Source organism: Micromonospora sp. CCTCC AA 2012012, assembly GCF_040499845.1.
GTDB lineage: Bacteria > Actinomycetota > Actinomycetes > Mycobacteriales > Micromonosporaceae > Micromonospora > Micromonospora mangrovi.
On sequence record NZ_CP159342.1, the window covers coordinates 5,092,182 to 5,113,086 of the forward strand.

Annotated in this window: 22 protein-coding genes; 7 read left to right on the plus strand and 15 right to left on the minus strand. The window is 72.8% G+C overall.

The window, feature by feature from the left end:
* Positions 1-4: 4 nt before the first annotated feature.
* Both ABUL08_RS22750 and ABUL08_RS22755 read right to left on the minus strand, forming a co-directional pair.
* Positions 5-364 carry an MmcQ/YjbR family DNA-binding protein gene (locus tag ABUL08_RS22750; RefSeq protein WP_350931997.1) on the minus strand — a complete coding sequence of 120 codons (360 nt, stop codon included), beginning with the start codon at positions 362-364 and terminating at the stop codon, positions 5-7.
* Positions 358-1,059, minus strand: coding sequence for a DUF2786 domain-containing protein (locus tag ABUL08_RS22755; protein ID WP_350931998.1), 702 nt, complete (start codon positions 1,057-1,059; stop codon positions 358-360). Before ABUL08_RS22755 ends, ABUL08_RS22750 begins: the two co-directional genes overlap by 7 nt.
* A 122-nt stretch (positions 1,060-1,181) precedes the next feature.
* Here ABUL08_RS22755 and ABUL08_RS22760 point away from each other — a divergent pair, with 122 nt between their 5' ends.
* On the plus strand, positions 1,182-1,595 hold the full coding sequence (locus ABUL08_RS22760) for a hypothetical protein (protein WP_350931999.1): 414 nt from the start codon (positions 1,182-1,184) through the stop codon (positions 1,593-1,595).
* A 43-nt stretch (positions 1,596-1,638) separates the two neighbouring features.
* Here the strand turns inward: ABUL08_RS22760 and ABUL08_RS22765 are convergent, their stop codons facing one another.
* Complete coding sequence (locus ABUL08_RS22765) at positions 1,639-2,028, minus strand: hypothetical protein (RefSeq protein ID WP_350932000.1); 390 nt, start codon at positions 2,026-2,028, stop codon at positions 1,639-1,641.
* A gap of 165 nt (positions 2,029-2,193) precedes the next feature.
* On the opposite strand from ABUL08_RS22765, the gene ABUL08_RS22770 reads away from it, so the two are divergent.
* Positions 2,194-3,546: an ABC transporter substrate-binding protein gene (locus ABUL08_RS22770; RefSeq protein ID WP_350932001.1), complete on the plus strand. Its 1,353-nt coding sequence runs from the start codon at positions 2,194-2,196 to the stop codon at positions 3,544-3,546.
* A gap of 54 nt (positions 3,547-3,600) precedes the next feature.
* Here ABUL08_RS22770 and ABUL08_RS22775 read toward each other — a convergent pair whose 3' ends face one another.
* Both ABUL08_RS22775 and ABUL08_RS22780 read right to left on the minus strand, forming a co-directional pair.
* Positions 3,601-4,344, minus strand: a complete 744-nt coding sequence (locus tag ABUL08_RS22775; RefSeq protein WP_350932002.1) for an enoyl-CoA hydratase/isomerase family protein — start codon at positions 4,342-4,344, stop codon at positions 3,601-3,603.
* Positions 4,341-5,198 (minus strand): 3-hydroxyacyl-CoA dehydrogenase family protein, encoded by an 858-nt coding sequence (locus ABUL08_RS22780; RefSeq protein ID WP_350932003.1) that lies wholly within the window; start codon positions 5,196-5,198, stop codon positions 4,341-4,343. The genes ABUL08_RS22775 and ABUL08_RS22780 overlap by 4 nt, the downstream gene beginning before the upstream one ends.
* Positions 5,199-5,363: 165 nt before the next feature.
* On the opposite strand from ABUL08_RS22780, the gene ABUL08_RS22785 reads away from it, so the two are divergent.
* Positions 5,364-5,651 (plus strand): hypothetical protein, encoded by a 288-nt coding sequence (locus ABUL08_RS22785; protein ID WP_242795792.1) that lies wholly within the window; start codon positions 5,364-5,366, stop codon positions 5,649-5,651.
* A gap of 42 nt (positions 5,652-5,693) precedes the next feature.
* Here ABUL08_RS22785 and ABUL08_RS22790 read toward each other — a convergent pair whose 3' ends face one another.
* Complete coding sequence (locus tag ABUL08_RS22790; protein WP_350932004.1) at positions 5,694-6,473, minus strand: class I SAM-dependent methyltransferase; 780 nt, start codon at positions 6,471-6,473, stop codon at positions 5,694-5,696.
* A 113-nt stretch (positions 6,474-6,586) separates the two neighbouring features.
* On the opposite strand from ABUL08_RS22790, the gene ABUL08_RS22795 reads away from it, so the two are divergent.
* Positions 6,587-6,967, plus strand: a complete 381-nt coding sequence (locus ABUL08_RS22795; protein WP_350932005.1) for a PPOX class F420-dependent oxidoreductase — start codon at positions 6,587-6,589, stop codon at positions 6,965-6,967.
* A gap of 85 nt (positions 6,968-7,052) precedes the next feature.
* Here ABUL08_RS22795 and ABUL08_RS22800 read toward each other — a convergent pair whose 3' ends face one another.
* Both ABUL08_RS22800 and ABUL08_RS22805 read right to left on the minus strand, forming a co-directional pair.
* Positions 7,053-7,262, minus strand: a complete 210-nt coding sequence (locus tag ABUL08_RS22800) for a BldC family transcriptional regulator (protein WP_007073996.1) — start codon at positions 7,260-7,262, stop codon at positions 7,053-7,055.
* 252 nt (positions 7,263-7,514) lie between these two features.
* Positions 7,515-8,354, minus strand: coding sequence for a hypothetical protein (locus ABUL08_RS22805; protein WP_350932006.1), 840 nt, complete (start codon positions 8,352-8,354; stop codon positions 7,515-7,517).
* Positions 8,355-8,527: 173 nt separating this feature from the next.
* Here ABUL08_RS22805 and ABUL08_RS22810 point away from each other — a divergent pair, with 173 nt between their 5' ends.
* Together ABUL08_RS22810 and ABUL08_RS22815 are read left to right on the plus strand one after the other, a co-directional pair.
* Positions 8,528-9,610, plus strand: a complete 1,083-nt coding sequence (locus tag ABUL08_RS22810; RefSeq protein WP_350932007.1) for a Glu/Leu/Phe/Val family dehydrogenase — start codon at positions 8,528-8,530, stop codon at positions 9,608-9,610.
* 302 nt (positions 9,611-9,912) lie between these two features.
* On the plus strand, positions 9,913-10,131 hold the full coding sequence (locus ABUL08_RS22815; RefSeq protein WP_091315761.1) for a DUF3073 domain-containing protein: 219 nt from the start codon (positions 9,913-9,915) through the stop codon (positions 10,129-10,131).
* Between the two features lie 148 nt (positions 10,132-10,279).
* Here ABUL08_RS22815 and amcA read toward each other — a convergent pair whose 3' ends face one another.
* The 5 genes from amcA to ABUL08_RS22840 all read right to left on the minus strand — a co-directional run bounded on the left by amcA (position 10,280) and on the right by ABUL08_RS22840 (position 14,984).
* On the minus strand, positions 10,280-10,516 hold the full coding sequence (amcA, locus tag ABUL08_RS22820) for a multiple cyclophane-containing RiPP AmcA (protein WP_350932008.1): 237 nt from the start codon (positions 10,514-10,516) through the stop codon (positions 10,280-10,282).
* Positions 10,485-11,588: a cyclophane-forming radical SAM peptide maturase AmcB gene (gene amcB, locus ABUL08_RS22825; protein WP_350938782.1), complete on the minus strand. Its 1,104-nt coding sequence runs from the start codon at positions 11,586-11,588 to the stop codon at positions 10,485-10,487. Before amcB ends, amcA begins: the two co-directional genes overlap by 32 nt.
* 124 nt (positions 11,589-11,712) lie before the next feature.
* On the minus strand, positions 11,713-12,867 hold the full coding sequence (purM, locus tag ABUL08_RS22830) for a phosphoribosylformylglycinamidine cyclo-ligase (RefSeq protein WP_350932009.1): 1,155 nt from the start codon (positions 12,865-12,867) through the stop codon (positions 11,713-11,715).
* Between the two features lie 62 nt (positions 12,868-12,929).
* The gene (gene purF / locus ABUL08_RS22835; protein ID WP_350932010.1) at positions 12,930-14,465 is read right to left on the minus strand and encodes an amidophosphoribosyltransferase; all 1,536 of its coding nucleotides are present in this window, start codon (positions 14,463-14,465) and stop codon (positions 12,930-12,932) included.
* Positions 14,466-14,621: 156 nt separating this feature from the next.
* Entirely contained in the window at positions 14,622-14,984 is a 363-nt protein-coding gene (locus tag ABUL08_RS22840) for a sterol carrier family protein (protein WP_350932011.1), read from the minus strand.
* Between the two features lie 158 nt (positions 14,985-15,142).
* Between ABUL08_RS22840 and ABUL08_RS22845 the strand changes: the two genes are divergently transcribed.
* Entirely contained in the window at positions 15,143-17,125 is a 1,983-nt protein-coding gene (locus tag ABUL08_RS22845) for a carboxypeptidase regulatory-like domain-containing protein (protein ID WP_350932012.1), read from the plus strand.
* Between the two features lie 150 nt (positions 17,126-17,275).
* Here ABUL08_RS22845 and ABUL08_RS22850 read toward each other — a convergent pair whose 3' ends face one another.
* A complete protein-coding gene (locus tag ABUL08_RS22850) occupies positions 17,276-18,028 on the minus strand; it encodes a 2-phosphosulfolactate phosphatase (protein ID WP_350938784.1) in 753 nt (250 codons plus the stop codon).
* Positions 18,029-18,032: 4 nt separating this feature from the next.
* The gene (gene purL, locus ABUL08_RS22855) at positions 18,033-20,861 is read right to left on the minus strand and encodes a phosphoribosylformylglycinamidine synthase subunit PurL (protein ID WP_350932013.1); all 2,829 of its coding nucleotides are present in this window, start codon (positions 20,859-20,861) and stop codon (positions 18,033-18,035) included.
* Between the last annotated feature and the right edge of the window lie 44 nt (positions 20,862-20,905).

Here is a 20,905-nt window from a genome sequence, read left to right on the forward strand (position 1 = left end):
CGGCTCACGAAGTCGACCGGGACGCCTCACCGAGGTGGGCCGCCGCCACCCGCTTCGGCACCACCATCCGCCACGCCTCCACGACGATCTCGCGCAGCTCCGGCTCGTCGATCGCGGCCAGCCGGACCTGCACCCAGTGGTAGCGCTCGTCGACCCGGTCGGGCGGAAGGAACTTCGCCGGCTCGGCGGCGACCAGGGCGTCCCGTTCCTCCTTCGGGAAGGCGAAGCCGAGCACCGTCTCGTCGCGGGAGAGGGCCAGATAGACGATCCGGCCGACCCGGAACTTGATCCGGTCCCGGACCAGGGCCTCCTCGGTGCGGGGCAGGGCCCGGGCGATCCGCCGGACGTGCGCGACGGTCACCATCCGATGCCCCGCGCGGTTGCCGTGTCGACGGCGCTGCCGCCCAGGTCGGCCCGGTGACCCGCCGCCGCGCCCGAACCGAACCCGGTGCCGGCGAGCCGGCGCGGTGCCGCCGTACGCAGCCGCGGATAGACCTCGGCCAGCCGCCGCTGCACCCGGTCGGAGCGGTCGGCGAGCACCAGCGCCATCGAGGGCGCGCCGGCCTCGGCGACCGCTCCGGCCTCGGCCGCCCGCAGCCGACCGCCGACCACCTGGGCGAAGCCGGCCAGCCAGGAACGACGGAAGGCGGCCGGGTGCTCGCCGGCCGGTACGACGGCACCGGCCAGCCCGTGCGCCGCCTGCACCAGCAGCGAGGTGAAGAGCAGGTCGGCCCGTTCCAGGTCGCTGGCGAAGCCGAAGAGGTGCATGGCGAAGCCGTCGCCGTGCCGGAGTCGTACGCAGCGGCAGCGCAGCGGGTCCGCCACGGCGGCGAGCAGCCCGGCCTTGTCCCGGGCGTACGGGGCGACCACCTCGATCACCCGGTCGCCGACGGGGTCGGTGGTGGGGTCGCGGGCCGCCAGGAGCGCCCGGTCCACCCCGTAGCGGGCGATCAGCTCGGTCGCCTTGGCCGTGAAGGCGGCCGACTCGGCGGGCGTGCAGGCCGGGTCCTCCGCCTGGGCCAGCAGCTTGCGCACCTTGCTGAGCATCGCCTCGGACATGCACCACAGCTATCACAGCGGTAGGACGCGGGTGGGATGAGCCGGCCGGGAGATCGACGGTTACCATCTTCACGCTCAGCTCCCTGACCGCAACTCAGGGTCCACCCACCCCTGGAGGCTCGATGGCATCCCCGGTCATCCGTCTGCTCGCCACGACGGCGGCGCTGCCGCTGCTCGCCCTCGGTTCCCCCGCCGAGGCCGCCCCCGACACCAACCTCTCCGCCAGCACCACGACCTGCTACGGCGGGGCGACCCGGTCCTACTTCACCACCGGCGCGTGGGGCGGCGAGGCGGGCACCTACCGCACCACCACCCGCTGCCGGGACATCAACGTGCGCAACGCCAGCGCGTTCGGCACCCAGGCCTGCGTGGTGTTCGTGGACCGGACGAACGCCTGCAACTACCTGACCTACCTGCCGGCGGGCTCGGGCTTCATCACCGTGGCGACCAACGTCCGCGACGGGGTCAACTTCCGGGTCCGCTTCGAGAACCTGCGGTACGAGTACGAGCCGCTGGTGGCGTACCACGCGTTCTGACCCGTCCGAGGCGCCCGGCCGCAGCGGTCGGGCGCCCGGCGGCTCAGTCGGCCCGGCTGCGTAGGGTCGCCACCGTGGAGCCGGCGAGGGTGAGCAGGCAGTCCGGCAGCAGCCCGTCGGCCACCGCCGCCCCGAAGAGCGCCTCGCCGGTGTCGAGGTCGTCGTTGGCGTACGCGCTGACGAAGCGGGCCACCCAGCGGGTGTCGTAGCCGGCCTGGTCGATGCCGGGGAAGTCGAGCGCGCAGTTTCCCGCCGGGGCCTCGTCGCCGAGCATCGTGGCGGCCAGGCACCAGGCCACCCCGTACGCCCCGGCCAACCCGGAGCGGTCGACCACGGCGTCGAAGGTGCCCACCACGCCGTCACCGTCCCCGGCCAGCGCCGAGCGGAGCACGGCGGTCGCGTCGTCCAGCGTCTGCTGTGCTTCGTCGGTCACCTGGGAAACGGTAGGACGGAGGGTCAAGCGGTGACCCCGCACAGCCCCACCGTCACTCTCCGTACGGCAGCCTGTCTACCTGCCGACGGACCTGCATCCACGGTCCCGTCATCCAGCCGGGCACGCTAATGTGCGCAGCGGACCTTCGCCGGAGAAAGGCCGACCATGCTCGTATCACGCGGTTCGCGCGCAGCCATCTCGACGGCCTGCGCGGCGCTCCTGCTCGCCACCAGCGCCTGCGGGGACGACAAGCCCGAGGCGGCCCCTGCCACCACGCAGACGCGCCTCTACGGCACCGACGGCAACATGCTGAACTCGTTCGCCGCCGAGCTGGGGGACCGGGCCGATCTCGTCAACGGCATGAAGGGCACCACCCCGCTGACCCGGTTGCCGGAGAACTTCAAGGACCGGCTACGCACCGTAGACCCGAAGCTGGGTGACTTCCTCTACTCCGCCGAGTCGTACGACGCGGTGGTGATCAGCGCGCTGGCCGCGCAGCTGGCCGGCAGCACCGATCCGGCGGCGATCGCCAAGCAGATCGTCGGGGTGACCACCGGCGGGCACCGCTGCGACCAGGTCGCCACCTGCCTGGAGCTGGCCCGCTCCGGTCAGGACATCGAGTACCGCGGCGTGTCGCTGACCCGGGCCGGGTTCACCGACGCCGGTGAGCCGGCCACCGCCAGCTACGCCACCCTGCACTTCGACGACAAGGTGATCGACGACGGCAAGACCGAGTTCGTCGGTGCCGGCGACGAGTCGGGGGCGAGCACCAGGACGCCGCCGCGGCCCAGGAAGCAGCGCGGCGGCAAGGCCGACAAGAGCGACGGCTCGCCGCTGGTCCTCGGCGGCCTGCTGCCCAAGACCGGTGACCTGGCGATCGCCAACCCGCCGCTGGCGGCCGGTGCCGCGCTGGCCCTGCGGGAGATCAACGCGGCCGGCGGCGTGCTCGGCGAGCCGGTGGTCTGGATCGACGGCGACGACGGCACCAACCCGGCCGTCGCGAAGGCCACCGTCGCCTCGCACATCGCCCGGGGCGTGCAGGTCATCATCGGCGCGGGCGCCTCGGGCATCTCCCGGGCCGTGCTGCCGGACGTGGTCGCCGCCGGCAAGGTGATGTTCTCCCCGTCGAACACCGACGCGGGTCTGACCACGGTCGACGACAAGGGTCTCTACTTCCGGACGGCCCCGCCGGACAGCCTCCAGGGCCGCGCCCTGGCCGACGTGATCCTCCGCGACGGCCCGCACAAGATCGCCATCGTGGCCCGCAAGGACTCCTACGGCGAGGGCCTCCAGGAGAACGTCCGGGCGGAGCTGGAGCGGGCCGGCATGGGCGCCGACAAGGTCAAGCTGCTGACCTACGAGCCGCCGGCCGACGCGCAGGCCAAGCCGGTGGACTTCAGCGCCGGGGCCAGGGATATCAAGGACTACGGCGCGGACGCCGTACTGATCATCGGCTTCGGTGAGTCGGCCCACGTGGTGACCGCGCTGGCGGACGCCGGGGTGCAGATCCGGCACTGAGCGACGACGAAGGCCGCACCGGGAGACCGGTGCGGCCTTCGTGCTGTCCGGGGTTCAGCGGGAGCGGCGGCGCTCCAGGAACTCGGTCATCCGCCGGTGCTTCTCGTCGTCCTCGAAGAGCACCGCCTGGCTGAGCAGGTCGAGGTGCGGGTGCGCGGTGGGCGGCGCGTCCACGGCCAGCTTGGTGAGCCGCAGCGCCAGGGCCGAGCCCTTCGCCATCTCGTCGAGCAGCCCGTGCGCGGTGGGCAGCAGCTCCGCCGGCTCGGCGACCACCCGGTTGACCAGGCCGATCCACAGCGCCTCGTCGGCGTCCACCCGGCGGCCGGTGAAGAGCAGTTCCTTGGCCCGGGCCTCGCCGATCAGCGCCGGCAGCCGGTGGGTCGCGCCCGCGCCGGCCAGGATGCCCAACCGCACCTCCGGCTGGCCGAAGACCGCCCGGGCCGTGCACACCCGCAGGTCGCAGGCGTACGCCAGCTCGGCGCCGCCGCCCAGCGCCGGCCCGTCCACGGCCGCGACGGTCGGCATGGGCAGCGCCCGGATCCGGGCGAAGGCGGCCTGGTTGATCGCGGCCAGGGCGTCCAGCCGGCCGCGTTCGCGGAGCTGGGCGATGTCGGCGCCACCGGCGAAGATCCCCTCGGTGCCGCCGGTGAGCAGCAGCAGCCGGGGACGGGCCTCCAGCTCGGCGCAGACCGCGTGCAGCTCGGCGATCAGGTCGGCGTCGATGGCGTTGCGCTTCTCCGGCCGGTCCAGCGTGACGACGACCCGGTCCGGCAGCTCCTCGATCTTCAGCCCGCTCATTGCTTCCGCCCGTCCTTCCAGGTGTGGAAGCCCTGGCCGGACTTCTTGCCGAGCTTCCCGGCCGCCACCATCTCGACCAGCAGCGGCGGCGGCGCGAAGCGGTCCCCGTACGCGGCCTGGAGGGTGCGGGCGATGTCGAGGCGGACGTCCAACCCGACCAGGTCGGTCAGTTCCAGCGGGCCGACCGGGTGCCGGTAGCCGAGCACCATCGCCTTGTCGATGTCCGCCGCACTCGCCACCCCGTCGGCGACCATCCGGATCGCCTCCAGCCCGAGGGTGACCCCGAGCCGGGAGGTGGCGAAGCCCGGCATGTCGCGTACGACGACGGGGTCCTTGCCGAGCCGGCCGGCGAGCGCGACGGCCGCCTCGGTGGTCTCCGGCGCGGTGGCCGGGCCGACCACGATCTCCAGCAGGGCCATCGCCCAGACCGGGTTGAAGAAGTGCAGCCCGACGAAGTCCGCGGGCCGGTCCAGCCCGTCGGCGAGGTCGGCGATCGGGATGCTGGAGGTGTTGCTGCCGAGCAGGGCGGGCCGTCGGGCGGCGGCCTCCCGCAGCACCGCCCGCTTGAGGTCGAGCCGCTCCGGCACCGCCTCCACGATCACGTCCGGTCCCTCGGCCACCTCGGCGAGCCCGGCCCGGAGGGTGACCCGCTGCCGGTTGGCCGTCGCCGCGTCGGCGGTCAGCTTGCCGCGCTGGACCCCGCGCTCCCACAGCTCGCCGAGCCGGTCCAGGGCGGCGGCGCCGCGCGCCGGGTCCACCTCGACCAACTCGACCGCGTAGCCCGCACCGGCTGCCACGTAGGCGATGCCGAGGCCCATGGTGCCGGCCCCGACGACAACGAATCGACCACTCATGACGTCCCCTCGCCGCGCGCGGCGACGCGCGGGGTCTCCGCCGCGCCGGCTCGTACGCTCCGCTCGTTCATGGGTGCGACCCTAGGCGGCAGCGATCGGCCCGGCATGCGTGGGGGCCGACCGGATCGGGTACAGACGGCCGTCAACGTCAAGGGAAGGACCGACATGAGCCAGGCACCGGAGAGCGCCGAGAGCACGGAGACCGTGGAGACCCGCGGGGACGAGCGGGTGGACCTGCTGCGCGCGGACACCAACAACGACGGGAAGACCGACGTGTGGGTGGTCGACACCGACGGCGACGGCAAGGCGGACCTGTTCCAGTTCGACACCGACGGTGACGGCAAGGTGGACATCACCATGGTGGACATCGACGAGGACGGCACCCCGGACGAGGTGGTCGACGGCGACGGCGGCCTCCCCCCGGAGCAGCACACCCCCACCATCCAGGTCTGAGCGGAGAGGGTCCCCTGTCCCGGCAGGGGACCCTCTCCACGCTCAGCCCGCGAGGGTGAGCGTGGCGAGGTAGTACGGGGCGTCGAGGGTGTCCACGTCGGTCAGCCGCCACGGGGAGCCGTGCAGCAGCCCGGTCAGCTCGTCGACCGAGCAGACCAGATAGTCGAACCACTCGGTGCCGAGCTGCCGGTAGCGCAGCCGCAGCCGCAGCTGCCCGCCGAGCCGGCCGCGCCGCCGGTTCAGCTCGTGGTAGCCGGTGTGCAGCGGGTCGGTGGTGCCGTACGGGTCGGTGCCGTGCGCGATGACCTGCGCGCCGGGACGGGCCAGCGCGGCGAGTGCGGCGAGGAAGCCGGGGGCCCGGTCCCGCCCCTCGATCAGCCCGAGGTTGTTGCCGAGCAGCAGGAAGGTGTCGTAGCGCCGGCCGTCGGCGACGTGCTCGTCGATCGTGCCGTGCACGAGCTCGCGGACGCCCCGGTGCCGGCTGACCCGCAGCGCGCCGAGGGACGTGTCCAGCCCGGTGACCGGCACGCCGCGCTCCTGCAGGTGCAGGGCGATCCGGCCGCCGCCCACCCCGATGTCGAGGGTGCGGCCGCGGACCCGGTCCACCGCCCGATGGTCGTACGGCTGCCACGCCTGCGGCGGGTCCAGGTAGTGCGCGGCGGGCGCGCCGTTGATCAGCCCGTCGTCGCGTTCGATGACCTCGATGACCGGCCGGGGCAGTCGTCCGCCGACCATGGGCCGTGGCCCGATCCCGGTCGCCACGGCGTACGCGTCGCGGATCAGCTCGCCGAACACGTCACCGATCACCGGTTCCCCCACCACAGGGCTGTCTCTGTTCACGACTGCGGGGCTCGCAGACCCGGCTCACTCCTCGCGCTCACGGCGATCACGCTATCCGCAGGTCGTCCGGTTGTCGCGGCCGTATCCTGGGCGACGTGACCGACCTGGACCGCCTGGCGGCGGAGAAGTACATCCTGCTGACGACGTTCCGCAAGGACGGCCGGGCGGTGCCGACCCCGGTGTGGGCGGTGCGCGACGGCGACGCCCTCGCGGTGTGGACGGTGTCGGACGCTGGCAAGGTGAAGCGGATCCGGCGGGACGGTCGGGTGACGGTGGCGCCCTGCGACGTGCGGGGCAATCCGCACGGCGAAGCGGTGCCGGGCCACGCGACGATCTGCGACGTCGCCGGCACCCGCCGGGTACGCGACCTGTTGAAGCAGAAGTACCGGCTGATCGGCCGGCTCAGCCTGCTCGGCAGCCGGCTGCGCCGGGGCGAGCGCGGCACGGTGGGGCTGCGCATCACGCTGGACGCCTGACCCCGGATACGAGTCAGGGGCGGCGGATCGTCGCTGTCGCGTACGTCCGGCCGCCCCTGATCGGAAAGCCTCTGCGGTCTGGGGGTCAGTCCCCTTGACGCTGCTGCGGGATCTGACCCTGCAACAGGGCCCTGACCTCCGACTCGCGGTACCGGCGGTGTCCGCCGAGGGTCCGGATGGCGCTGAGCTTGCCAGCCTTGGCCCACCGGGTCACCGTCTTCGGGTCGACACGGAACATCGACGCCACCTCGGCCGGCGTGAGTAGCGGCTCTGGTTCGTGCGTTCGCGATGCCATCGGGTCACTCCTCCACATGTATAGACATCGGCCGGGGTCCCGCCGGCCGACGCGTCTCCCATGGTCCGGCTAGTCCCCGATGTCCGACATGGGCCGAACGGCTGAAGGTCCCTAGACGGACGGATGAACCATGCCCGATTTTTACGACTTTTATGCAGCAGAAAGTACCTTATTCGGACTCATGATCACGGTTCGTGATGCGTAAACTACGAGCCGCCCTCCGAATGGGAGCGCTCCCTGCGAGGTTTGCTGCTAGTTGCACCGTTCGAGCAGCTGAACGGCCCGCCACCGGGCGACCAGCTTGTCGTAGGCGGCGGAGGCCTCCTCCGCCTCACCCCGGGAGAGCCCGGCCAGGCCGTTCGCCACCAGATCGGTCGAGTCGTCGTCCGCCAGGGTGTCGTCGGAGAGGAGCTGCACCAGGCCGCCGTAGTCCAGCTCCACCACCGAGCGCGGGTGGAACTCCTCCAGCCACCGGGCGGCCTCCTCGACCGCCTCCGTGATCGGCGCCTCGCCGACCGACTTGCGCAGCACCGACAGCGCCCGCGACGACCGGCGGCGCGCCTTGGAGATCTCCGTCCGGTAGCGCATCGCCCGCCGGCCCGGCTCGGTGACCAGGTGCCGCTCCTCGGGGTCGAAGAGCACGAACCAGCGCAGCGGCACCCCCCAGGTGGCGGTCTGCTCGTGCACCCGGGGCACCCCGTGCTCCAGCACCCGGGCCCCGCTGCGCCAGTCCTCCACCACGGCCTTGGCCTGTCCGGCCAGGATCGGCGGGACGAACGCGTCGGCCAGCACCGACGGCACCCCGTCCCGGGCGCTCAGCGCCGCCTCGGCCACCCGGATCCGCAGGTTCCACGGGCACACCAGCAGGGAGTCGTCGGTCTCCAGGACGTACGCCTCGTCCGGCAGGTCGGGCAGCCGGGTCCAGCCCGCGCCCAGCGCCTCGATGACCGCCGTGCGCTGCCGGACCGGCCCCTCCAGCGGCGCCACCGCCCGGCCCTCGTTGACGTACCGGCGCCAGTACGACTGCCGGTCCCGGTCGAAGGCGGTCAGCGGCTCGTACACGCGCAGATAGGAAGCGAAGAGCGAGGGCACGGCGCGATCCTCCCACGAGACGGACTCCGCACCCCCTCGACGTCGGCGGCGGACGTGACGTCGGCGACAGTGCGGCCTCGGCCGATATTAGGCTCAGCAGCACCGGCAGCATCCCGCCGGCGTGCCACCAGGTCCGCACCCCACAAGGGCGCACACCGTCACAGGAGTCAGCCATGGGCGTATTCGCCAGCACCGAAGACCCGGGATCCACCGGCCACGAACAGGTCGTCTTCTGCCAGGACAAGCAGTCCGGCCTCAAGGCGATCATCGGGATCTACTCCACCGCGCTGGGCCCCGCGCTCGGTGGAACCCGGTTCTACCCGTACGCGAGCGAGGCCGACGCCCTCGCCGACGTGCTCGACCTGTCCCGTGGCATGGCGTACAAGAACGCCCTCGCCGGTCTGGACCTGGGCGGCGGCAAGGCGGTCATCTGGGGCGACCCGGAGCAGATCAAGAGCGAGGCGCTGCTGCGCGCCTACGGCCGCTTCGTGGAGTCGCTGAACGGCCGCTACTACACCGCCTGCGACGTCGGCACCTACGTCGCCGACATGGACGTGATCGCCCGGGAGACCAGCTACGTCACCGGTCGCAGCGTGGAGCACGGCGGCGCCGGCGACTCGTCGATCCTGACCGCCTGGGGCGTCTTCCAGGGCATGCGGGCCGCGGCCGAGCACGTCTGGGGCACCCCGTCGCTGACCGGCCGCCGGGTCGGCGTGGCCGGGCTGGGCAAGGTCGGCAAGTACCTCACCGGCCACCTGCTGGAGGACGGCGCCGAGGTGGTCGCCACCGACGTCAACCCGAAGGCGCTGGAGTGGGTGCGCACGACCCACCCGCAGGTCGAGCTGGTCGACGACGCCGCCGCGCTGGTCGCCTCCGACATCGACGTGTACGCCCCGTGCGCGCTCGGCGGCGCGCTGAACGACGACACGGTGCCGGTGCTGCGCGCCAAGGTGGTCACCGGCGCGGCGAACAACCAGCTCGCCCACGCCGGGATCGAGAAGATCCTCGCCGACCGGGGGATCCTCTACACCCCCGACTACGTGGTCAACGCGGGCGGCGTGATCCAGGTCGCCGACGAGATCGAGGGCTTCAACTTCGACCGGGCCAAGCTGCGGGCCACCCGGATCTTCGACACCACCCGGGAGATCCTGCACCTCGCCGACGACGAGGGCGTGCCGCCGGCGGTGGCCGCGGACCGGCTCGCCGAGCGGCGGATGGCCGAGGTCGGCCGGCTCCGGACGATCCACCTGCGCTGAGCGTCCGCCTCCGGGGGCGGGGTCCGGCCCCGCCCCCGGAGCACCCTCCGGAGGCGTCCGGCGCTAAGCTGAATTTGGGAAGCTTCGTACCGTTTGCCCGCTGTCACGGCCGGCCCCGGCGTTCGCTCCTTACCGGGTACAATTTGTGACGGCCGGATGACTGCGACGCGCAGGTCCGGCTGACGGTAACCCGAGGTGCCGAACGGTGGCATCCCCATGTACCGTAAGAGCCACGAGAGATGCCTGACGTCATCGGGGCCCGCCTTCGGGCTGCCCCGCATTCTGTGCGAGGGGGTCGAGCCATGGGGCGCGGCCGTGCTAAGGCCAAGCAGACGAAGGTGGCCCGGGAGTTGAAGTACCACTCCCCGAACACCGACCTCACCGCCTTGCAGCGCGAACTGGCGGGTGCTGGTGGGAAGTCTGAACAGCACTTCGACGACGACTACAAAGAGTATGTCGACGACGATGATGAGGATCACGCGGACGACGACCCGGACACCTGGGTCCGCCCGACCCGCTGACCTCCGGACACAGCTGAGCACGCGGTGACTCCCCGCGTGCTCACGCATGTGCCCGTCTGGAGCAGCACGACGCCGACGATCAGGGACCTCGCCGCCCCGGAGCACGCTCCGGCCGGACCGGCGGGTCCCTGATCGCCGAGGCGTCCCCTCAGCGGGGCCGGTTGTTCCAGTTGTAGAACGTCGGGATGTTTTCGAAGTGGTTCCAGGCGCAGACCGCGCTGGCCCCGTCGCCGCCCGACACCTCCGCCCGCAGCAGACGCGCGGCCTCGGCCTCGTGGAGCAGTGCGGTCAACCCCACCGCGGCTTCGCGTACCCGGTCCGCGACCGGATCTCCGACGGCTTCCCCGACGCGCTCAGGCTGCCGGTGACTCGTGGTCTCGGGCATGCTCCAACACTCCCTCCAGTAGGCGGATCTTGCTGTTGCGGCAGTGTTCGGTCTCCGTACCGTCGAAACGCCCCTGCTCGAAGTAGCGGTTGGCGGCGTGGCCACCACCGCAGAAGCCGAAGTAGGGACAGGACGACCGGCACGCCTCCACCCCGGTGAGGAACTCCCCCACCCAGGCCGTCCGCTCCACGCCGGCCAGGATCTCGGCCAACGGGGTGGTCAGCACGTTGCCGCTGGTGAAGTCGCCGTACCGGGGGTCGGTGAAGCCGGCCAGCTCGGGTGAGAGCACGACCACCGACCCGTCGTGGCCGATCGTCGGGATCGGGTCGAGCTGCCGCGGCAGCAGCCCGTCCGCCGCGCCCGTCAGCACCGCGCCCGCATAGCGCAGCGACCACTCCACCTCACGCAGGTGGATCCGGGGTTCCCGCCGCCACGCGGCCACCAGCTCGGCCCAGAACGCCGTCACCGCGCCCACCTCGTGGGCGTTGCCGCGCAGGTTGACGCCCTCGGTCTCCTCGATGTTGACGCCCAGCACGTCACAGCCGAGGTCGAGGAAGTAGTCGTACAGCTCGGCGGCGAGGCCGGGGCCGGGCCGGGAGACCACCGCGAGGGCCGAGAAGGGCAGCCCGTGCCGGCGCAGCGCCGCGATCCCGGCCAGGATCCGGTCGTACGCCGGCCGTCCGCCCCGGGTCACCCGCTCGGAGTTGCGCTCCCGCGGCCCGTCCACGCTCACACTCACCCGGATGCCGTGCTCGACGAAGAAGGCGCACCACTCGTCGTCGATCAGGGTGGCGTTGGTCTGCACGTGGTGCTCGACCGCCGGCCCGAACGGGGCGATCAGCGCCGCCAGGTGCTCCCGCCCGGCCGCGAGCGGCTCCCCGCCGTGCCAGACGACGGAGAAGCGGCCGGTGGCCGCCCACGGGTTCACCGAGGCGGCCACCGCTGCGGCGACCGACACGGGCATCCGCCGGTCGGCCGCGCGCAGCGGCAGGTAGCAGTAGGCGCAGTCCAGGTTGCAGAGAGTCGTGGGCTGCATCACCACGTACGACGGCACGGCGGCGACGCCGCGCATGCCGGTGTGCGTACGAGCAGCCATCAACAATCCTCCGCCTGGCCTGAAGGGACCTTCAGGCTAGGCGTCGGTGGCCACTCGGGTGAACCCCCGATCAGGTGCCCGGATGATCAGCCCAGCGTGATCAACCCCGGGTGTGCTGCCCGATCATCTGCACGTTGCCCGAACCCTCGATGATCTCGCCGGCCTGCCAGGCCTCCACGCCCCGCCCGGTGAGGGTGGCCAGCGCGCGGTCGGCGTCCTCGGCGGAGACGATGGCGAACATGCCGACGCCCATGTTGAACGTCTGCTCCATCTCCGGGTCCTCGATCCGGCCCTTGGACTGGATCAGGTCGAAGATCGGCTGCGGCTTCCAGGTCGAGCGGTTGACCACCGCGTCGACGTGCTCCGGCAGCACCCGGACCAGGTTGCCCGGGATGCCGCCGCCGGTGACGTGGGCGATCGAGCGGACCTCGGCCTCGGCGATCAGCTTGAGGCAGTCCTGAGCATAGATCTTGGTCGGGGTGAGCAGCTCCTCGCCGAGGGTGCGCTGCCGGCCGAAGTCCTCGATCACCACGTCCAGCCGCATCCGGCCCGCGCCGAGCAGCACGTGCCGCACCAGCGAGTAGCCGTTGGAGTGCAGCCCCGACGAGCGCATCGCGATGACCACGTCACCGACCTCGACCCGCTCCGGGCTGAGGATCTCGCTCTCCTCCACCACGCCGACGCCGGTGGCGGAGACGTCGTACTCGTCGGGACGCAGCACGCCCGGGTGCTCGGCGGTCTCCCCGCCGAGCAGCGCGCAGCCCGCGTACCGGCAGCCGTCGGCGATGCCCGCACCGATCTCGGCGACCTTGTCCGGCACGACCTCGCCGGTGGCGATGTAGTCGAGCAGGAAGAGCGGCTCGGCGCCGCAGGCCACCAGGTCGTCGACGACCATGGCGACCAGGTCGATGCCGATGGTGTCGTGGATGTCGAGCTGCTGGGCGATGACCAGCTTGGTGCCGACGCCGTCGGTGGAGGACGCCAGGATCGGGTTCTTGTATTTCTTGGTGTCCAGCCGGAACAGGCCGGCGAAGCCACCCAGGTCACCCATGACCTCCGGGCGCCGGGTCGACTTGACCTTGGACTTCAGCAGCTCGACCGCGCGGTCGCCCGCCTCGATCGACACTCCGGCGTCCGCGTACGAGACCGAGCGTTTGCGCGTCGTGCGGCCGGTGCCGGCCGTCCAGGGCTGGCGGTCGCCGCCGGCGCCCGTCGGGCTGCTTCCTGCTCCGCTGCGCTCGGACACGTGCGTCACGGTTCTCCCCTTTGTGGTTCTCGCGGAGCCGCACCGACGGTGTGGCCCCGCGTCGGGTGGTGCTACGGGCGGTTGGTCGCGCCGCCCGGAGTGGCGACGAGCGGAGGGGCGGTGTGCCCCGTGGGGTCGGCCGCCGAGGCGACCCGACGTCCCACTCCTTCGAGGACGTGCTTGCCGATCAGGTTCCCGGCCGGGAGCTCGATCGGGTACTCCCCATCGAAACACGCCCGGCACAGCCGGGTCTTCGGCTGCTCGGTCGCGGCGATGAGACCGGGGAGCGATACGTAGCCCAGCGTGTCGGCGCCGATCGAGCGCCGGATGCCGTCGTTGTCCAACCCGTTGGCCAGCAGCTCGGCCCGGGTGGCGAAGTCGATGCCGTAGAAGCACGGCCAGCTGACCGGCGGCGAGGAGATCCGCACGTGCACCTCCAGCGCCCCGGCCTCGCGCAGCATCCGCACGATGGCCCGCTGGGTGTTGCCGCGCACGATCGAGTCGTCGACCACGACCAGCCGCTTGCCCCGCACGTTCTGCCGCAGCGGGTTGAGCTTGAGCCGGATGCCGAGCTGGCGCAGCGTCTGCGACGGCTGGATGAAGGTGCGCCCCACGTACGGGTTCTTCATCAGGCCGGCGCCGTAGGTGATGCCGGAGGCCTCCGCGTAGCCGATCGCCGCCGGGGTGCCGGACTCCGGCACCGGGATCACCAGGTCGGCCTCGACCGGGTGCTCCTTGGCGAGCTGGCGGCCGATCTGCACCCGCGCGGCGTGCACGTTCCGCCCGGCGATGGTGGCGTCCGGGCGGGCGATGTAGACGTACTCGAAGAGGCAGCCCTTCGGCTCCGGCGCGGCGAACCGGGTGGACCGCAGGCCGTCCTCGTCGATCGCGATCAGCTCGCCCGGCTCGACCTCACGGACCACGCTGGCGCCGACGATGTCCAGCGCGGCGGTCTCACTGGCCACCACCCAGCCGCGCTCCAGCCGGCCCAGCACCAGCGGGCGTACGCCGTGCGGGTCACGGGCCGCGTAGAGCGTCGACTCGTCCATGAAGACGAAGCTGAACGCGCCCCGCAGCTGCGGCAGCACCTCCAGCGCGGCGGCCTCGACGGAGAGATCCGGCCGGCTGGCCAGCAGCATCGTGACCAGCGAGGTGTCGTTGGTCGAGCCGTCGGAGTCGAGCCCGCGCTCGGCCACCTCCCGCTGGAGCTCCGCGGTGTTGACCAGGTTGCCGTTGTGGGCCAGCGCGATGGTCGTGCCGGAGGTGGTGGACCGAATGGTGGGCTGGGCGTTCTCCCAGGTCGACCCGCCGGTCGTGGAATAGCGGGCGTGCCCGATGGCCAGGTGCCCGCGCAGGCTGGCCAGGGTCGGCTCGTCGAAGACCTGGGCGACCAGGCCGAGATCCTTGTAGACCACCACGCCGGAGCCGTCGCTGACCGCGATGCCGGCGGCCTCCTGACCGCGGTGCTGGAGGGCGTAGAGCCCGAAATAGGTGAGGTTGGCGACCTCTTCCCCCGGCGCCCAGACGCCGAAGACGCCACACGCGTCCTGGGGGCCGGGTCGTTGGGGGTCAAGGTCGTGGCTCAGCCGGCCATCGCCTCGGGGCACCTGCCGCTCCCTCATGCTGGTCTGGACTGGCCTGGGCGGAGTCGGGGGAGAGCTCCGCGCGGTCGGCCGGGACCGTCGTCGCCTGACAGTGTACGCGAATCGAAGTCGATACACATAGTCACGACCGGGCTCCGCCCGGTGACGACCGGCGTGACGTCAACGCAGGTCGAGGGGGAGGTACCCGGAGAGGTCGGCGCGGTTCCCACTCACCCGTACGCGACCCTCGGTGACCGCCGTCGCCCATTCCAGGCGGCCGGTGGCCAGCGCCAACCACGTCGCCGGGTCCGTCTCGACCACGTTCGGCGGGGTGCCACGGGTGTGTCGCGGGCCGGCTACGCACTGCACGGCACCGTAAGGTGGGACACGCACCTCCACCGATCGGCCGGGGGCGCGCTCCGCAAGGACGGTCAAGAGGGTACGGACCGCCTCCCGGAACACCGGCCGTTCGGGCGTACGCCCCTCATCCAGCGCCGACAACGCTGCCGCGACCGCGGCGGACTTAATGTGCGGAGAGGACACGACGGGACGATACGACCCGAGTGCAGCGCTTCCGACGCTGGCCCTGGGTCGCGCCGATCCGGTCAGACAAGGCATAGTTGCCGACGGCGTATTCGTACCGTGATGATCCCGGGCCCGGCATCCGCCGGCCAGGGAGGTCAGACCGGAAGGCGGTGGACGTGTCAACACACCGACGTGCCTGGAAGCAGCGGGCCGGTGTGGTCGTAGCGCTGGTTGCCGGCGCCCTGCTCACCGTCCCCGCCACACCGGCCCTCGCGGCCGAGGCCGTCGTGCAGCCGCAGTCGGTGACCGTGAACGCGGGCAGCGACACCACCGTCAGCGTGGTCATCACGCCGGGTACGGAGGACAAGGGCGGCGACATCAGCCTGACCGGCCTCCCGTCCGGCGTCAGCTGCACCGGCGGCTGCGGCAACTTCCAGTTCACCGGCCCGCCCGGCACTCCCAAGACCCAGTTGCTGACGGTGCGCGCGAACGACAACGCGCCGGACGCCAACACGAGCGTGACCGTGCAGGTCAAGCCGGACAAGTCCAACCCGGCCTCGCCGAGCTTCTCGCTGACCGTCAAGGCGAAGGCCGCCGCGCCGAGCCCGACGCAGCAGCAGGTGCAGACGGTCAAGCTGGTCTCCGGCAAGGTCACCAACGCGTCCACCGGCGACGCCGTCGCGAACGCCACGGTGATGCTGCTCGACTCGCAGCAGCACCGCTACACCACGATCAGCGACGACAAGGGCAACTACCGGTTCACCGGTTCCGAGTCGAACCCGATCGCGCCCGGCCGGATCGACCTCGGTGCCGTCCTGAACGACATCAAGGCGACCAAGGCGATCAACGCGAACGCCGGCCAGAGCGTGACCGGCCAGCGGCTCAGCCTGCCGATCAAGACCGAGGCCACCCCGAGCGCCAGCCCGTCGGCCAGCGCCGAGGCGGCCCCGTCGGACGAGGCGTCGGACGACGCCACGCCCGACGAGTCCTCCGCCGAGGCGAGCCCCGGACAGGTCGCTGCCGCCGCCAACGACGACTCGGGCGGCTTCGGCTCGTGGCTGCTGATCCTGCTCGGCGGCCTCTTCGTGGCCGTCGGTGTCGGGACCATCGTGCTGCTCTACGTGCGCCGCAAGAACGAGGGCGACGACGGTGACGACGCGGCTGTCCCGGCCGCCGCGGCCGGCGCGAGCGTGGTCCCGAACGCCCGGGGCGCCTACCGGGGCGCGGACGACCAGACCCGGGTGGTCAACGGCGGGATGGGCGCCGGACCGGCCCCGACCATGGTCGGCGGTCCCTCGCTCAGCGACGCCCCGACGATGATGCACCGTCCGGTGGTCGACGACGTCCCGCCGGACCCGTATGGTGCCCCGCCGCCCGCGTACGGCTCGGGTGGACAGCCGGGCTGGGCCGGCAGCGGTTACGGCGACGAGGCCCCCGGCCAGGGCGGCTACGGCGGCGGCAACGGCTACGGCAACGCCCCCGCCTCGGGTGGCGGGTACGGCGACGCTCCCGCCTCCGGCGGCGGCTACGGCAGCCGCGACTACGGTGCCGGCGCGACGGGTGCGGCCGGGGCTGCGGGCTACCCGCCGGCCCAGGGCGGTGGCTACGGCGGCGAGCGGTACGACGAGCCGACCGGCCGCTACACCGGCGACAACACCTCGTACGCCCCGCCGGCCGACCCGTACCCGACCAGCACCTACCAGCCGCAGGCGGACCAGGGCCGGGGCTACGGCCAGCCCGACCCGGGCCAGTACGGCCGCACCCCCGAGCCGGGCAACGGCTACGGCGCGGGCGGCGGCTACGGCGCCGCCCCGGCCGGCGGCGGGTACGACAACGCCCCGACCGGCCGTGGCTACGACAACGCACCTGCTGGCGGCGGCTACGACGGCGGTCAGCAGCAGGGCTACGACGGCTACGACCAGCGCGGCGGCTACGGCCAGCAGCAGGGCGAGGGCTACGGCCAGTCGCCGCAGGGTGGTGGCTACGGCCAGCAGGGCGGTTACGGCCAGGAGCCGCCCCAGCCGCGCACCCCCGGCTACGACAACCAGGGCTACGAGCAGGGCGGCTACTACGGCGACCCGGCCCAGGCCGGGCGGGCCCGCCCGGACACTCCCCCGCAGGACCGGGGTGGCCGCCGGCTGGACTGGCTGGACGACTGACCCACCGACGATCGACGTGGCCGCCCGGCAACCCGGGCGGCCACGTTCGTCCACACCCCTGAAGCGTGCAAGGTCGGCGACGTGGCAAACCCGACGGGCCGGGGACCGCACCATGTCGACGACATCGCGGGCAACTCCGGGTCGGTGACGTCAGGCGGTGAAGACGCCCTGCCGGAGCACCGGTACGACGTCGGAGACGTCGAGCTGGACGGCGACCGCCACGTCGGCCGCGAAGCCACCCTCGATGAGTTCCCGCCCCGAGACGCAGCCGCGTACCGCCGCCGGCACGTCCGGCGTGCTGGCCAGCGCGGCCAACGCCATCGCCGCCTCCACCGACAACCCGCCCGACACGTCGGAGAGGGCATCGAGCACGCTGGCCGCCCCGAGCTGGTCCTCCACGCAGGGGCGCAGCGAACCGTCCGGCCAGCGCTCCCCCGCGGCGATCACCCCCACCGGGGCGTCGATCGAGCCGTACCCCTCGGCCTGGAGCCAACGCCCGACGGCGCGGGCGTTGCGCAGGCACGCCGCGACCACCGGAAGCCCGGTGGCGCTGGCGGCGGCGCTGATCGCGGAGCCGTTCGGGGACGGCAGCACCAGGTCGGTGACGACCGGCGCGACGCGCAGCGCCGCCGGGGAGAGGGACCACGGATGGTCCGGGCTGGTCCGACGGCGGCCGACGGCGGCGACCGCGCCGACCCGGCGGGCGTAGTCGGCCGCCTGCTCACCCCACGGGAACGGGTGGACCCGCATGCCGCGGCCGACCGCGACCTCCACGGCGGTGGTGAACGAGAGGACGTCCACCACCACCAGGGCCGCACACACCCGACCGAGTTCGGCCGCCCCGGTCAGGCCCCAGTCGAACCGGGCCCCGGATCCGGGTTGGGCGTGTACGGCCGCGGCCAACGCCTCAGCGCTGATCGGTCGCAGGGGGCTGTTCCGGGTCACCGGAATCCGTCACGGACCCTTCCGGGCCCGCCCCGGCATCCCCGGCCGACGTCGCGCTCTCCGCGTCACCGGCCGGATCCTCCGTGACCCCACGGGCATCCGGGGCGGCACGGCGGTCCGAGGCGTCCCCGGAGTCCGTGGCGTGCTGGTCCAGCGGCTCGGCCGAGGTGGCCTCGTCGGTCACCCGCGTGCCGTCGCCGGCCGCGGCCACCTCCGGAGCGTTCGCCCCGGCGTCGGGAGCCGACTCGGCCACCGGTACGTCCACCGGCTGCTCGGCGGTGGCCGGCAGGACGGTGGTCGTCCCGGTCCGGGTCGCCTCCACCGCCACCTGGGCCGGCGCCTCGCTGCCGAAGAGGCGCGGCAACGTGGCGGTGTGCGCCGCGCGCAGCTCGTCCAGGCCGATCCGGAACTGGCCGTGCACCTCAAGGGCACCGCCGGCCGGGTCGGTGACCCCGATGAACTCCCACGGCACCCCGCGCTCGCCGCAGAGGGCGGTGAAGGCCTTCTCGTGCCCGCGCGGCACCGACACCAGGACCCGCCCGGCGGACTCGCTGAACAGGTAGACGAACGGCATCGACCCGCCGGTGAAGTGCTCCGGCAGCGCGATCCGAGCGCCCACGTCACGCCGCAGGCAGGACTCCACCAGGCTCTGCGCGAGACCACCGTCGGAGAGGTCGTGCGCCGAGCTGACGTGCCCGACCCGGGCCGCCTCGGCCAGCAACTCGGCGAGCTGCCGCTCGCGGGCCAGGTCGACCTGCGGCGGGATGCCACCCAGGTGCTCGTGGGTGACCCACGCCCACTCCGAGCCGGAGAGCTCCACGTGCGTCTCGCCGAGCAGGAAGAGCTGGTCGTGGTCGCCGCCCGGCCGGGGCACGAAGCCCATCGGCACCCGGTCGGCGACGTTGTCCAGCACGCCGAGGACACCGACCACCGGGGTCGGGTGGATCGCCGCGGCCCCGGTCTGGTTGTAGAAGCTGACGTTGCCGCCGGTCACCGGGATGCCCAGCTCCAGGCAGCCGTCCGCCAGGCCGCGCACGGCCTCGGCGAACTGCCACATCACGCCCGGGTCCTCCGGCGAGCCGAAGTTGAGGCAGTTCGTCACGGCGATCGGCTTCGCGCCGGTCACCGCCACGTTCCGGTACGCCTCGGCCAGCGCGAGCTTCGTCCCGTGGTACGGGTCGAGGCGGGCGTACCGGCCGTTGCCGTCGAGCGAGAGGGCGACGCCGAGGCCGGTCCGCTCGTCGATCCGGATCACGCCGGAGTCCTCCGGCTGCGCCAGCACGGTGTTGCCCAGCACGTAGCGGTCGTACTGCTCGGTGACCCAGGTCTTGTCGGCCAGGTTCGGCGACGCGATCATCCGCAGCACGGTCTCCCGGAGCGCGTCCGGGTCGTTCGGCCGGGGCAGGGTCTCCGCGCGGTCGGCCTGGAGCAGGATGAGGTCGGCCGGCTCCCGCATCGGGCGGGCGTAGACCGGGCCGTCGTCCACCAGCGAACCCGGCGGCACGTCCACCACCAGCTGGTCGCGCCAGGTGATCAGCAGCCGGCCGGGCTGGCCGTCCGGCGACGGCGCGGTGACCTCGCCGATGGCGGTGGCCCAGACGCCCCACTTCTCGGCGGTCTTGAGCACCGCCTCCAGCTTCTCCGGGGCGACGACCAGCAGCATCCGCTCCTGGGACTCGCTGGCCAGGATCTCGTGCGGCGTCATCGAGGCCTCGCGGAGCGGGACCCGCTCCAGCCAGACCCGCATGCCGGTGCCGGCGGAGGCGGCGGTCTCGGTCAGCGCGCAGGTCAGGCCCGCGCCGCCCAGGTCCTGGATGCCGACGACCAGCTCGGCGTCGTACAGCTCCAGGCACGCCTCGATGAGGAGCTTCTCCATGAACGGGTCGCCGACCTGGACGGACGGGCGGCGCTGCTCGCTGCCCTCGTCGAAGGTGGCGCTGGCCAGCACCGACACGCCGCCGATGCCGTCGCGGCCCGTCCGGGCGCCCATCAGCACGACCACGTTGCCGGGGCCGGCGGCCTCCTTCTTCTGCAGCCGGTTGACCGGCAGCACACCGAGGCAGAGCGCGTTGACCAGGGGGTTGCCCTGGTAGCAGGGGTCGAAGACGACCTCGCCGCCGATGTTGGGCAGGCCCAGGCAGTTGCCGTAGCCGCCGACGCCGGCAACCACGCCGGGCAGCACCCGCGCGGTGTCCGGGTGGTCGGCCGCGCCGAAGCGCAGCGGGTCCATCACCGCGACCGGACGCGCGCCCATGGCGAGGATGTCGCGGACGATGCCGCCCACGCCGGTCGCCGCACCCTGGTACGGCTCGACGAAGCTCGGGTGGTTGTGCGACTCGACCTTGAAGGTCACCGCCAGCTCGTCGGAGACCTGCACCACACCGGCGTTCTCGCCGATGCCGGCGAGCATCCGGTCGCTCGGCGGCGCCTTCTCACCGAACTGGCGCAGATGCACCTTGCTGGACTTGTAGGAGCAGTGCTCGCTCCACATGATCGAGTACATGGCCAGCTCGGCCTGGGTGGGACGCCGGCCCAGGATGTGCCGGATCCGGTCGTACTCGTCGTCGCGCAGGCCCAGCTCGGCGTACGGCTGGAGCTCCTCGGGCGTGCCGGCCGCGCGGGGCACGGTGTCCAGGCTGAGGGCCCAGTCGTCGGCAGGGGCGGGCTCGACGTGCCGGCCGGCGTCGGCCGGGCCGGCCTGGGGCACCACGGAGGCCGCACGCGGCTCCGTCGGGGCGGCCGGGAAGGCGCCCGACGTCTCCCGTACGGCCGGGTCCGGATGGGTGGTCATGACCTCTCCTCGCTGCGCTCGCCGCCGTCGCGGCGGGTGCGCCG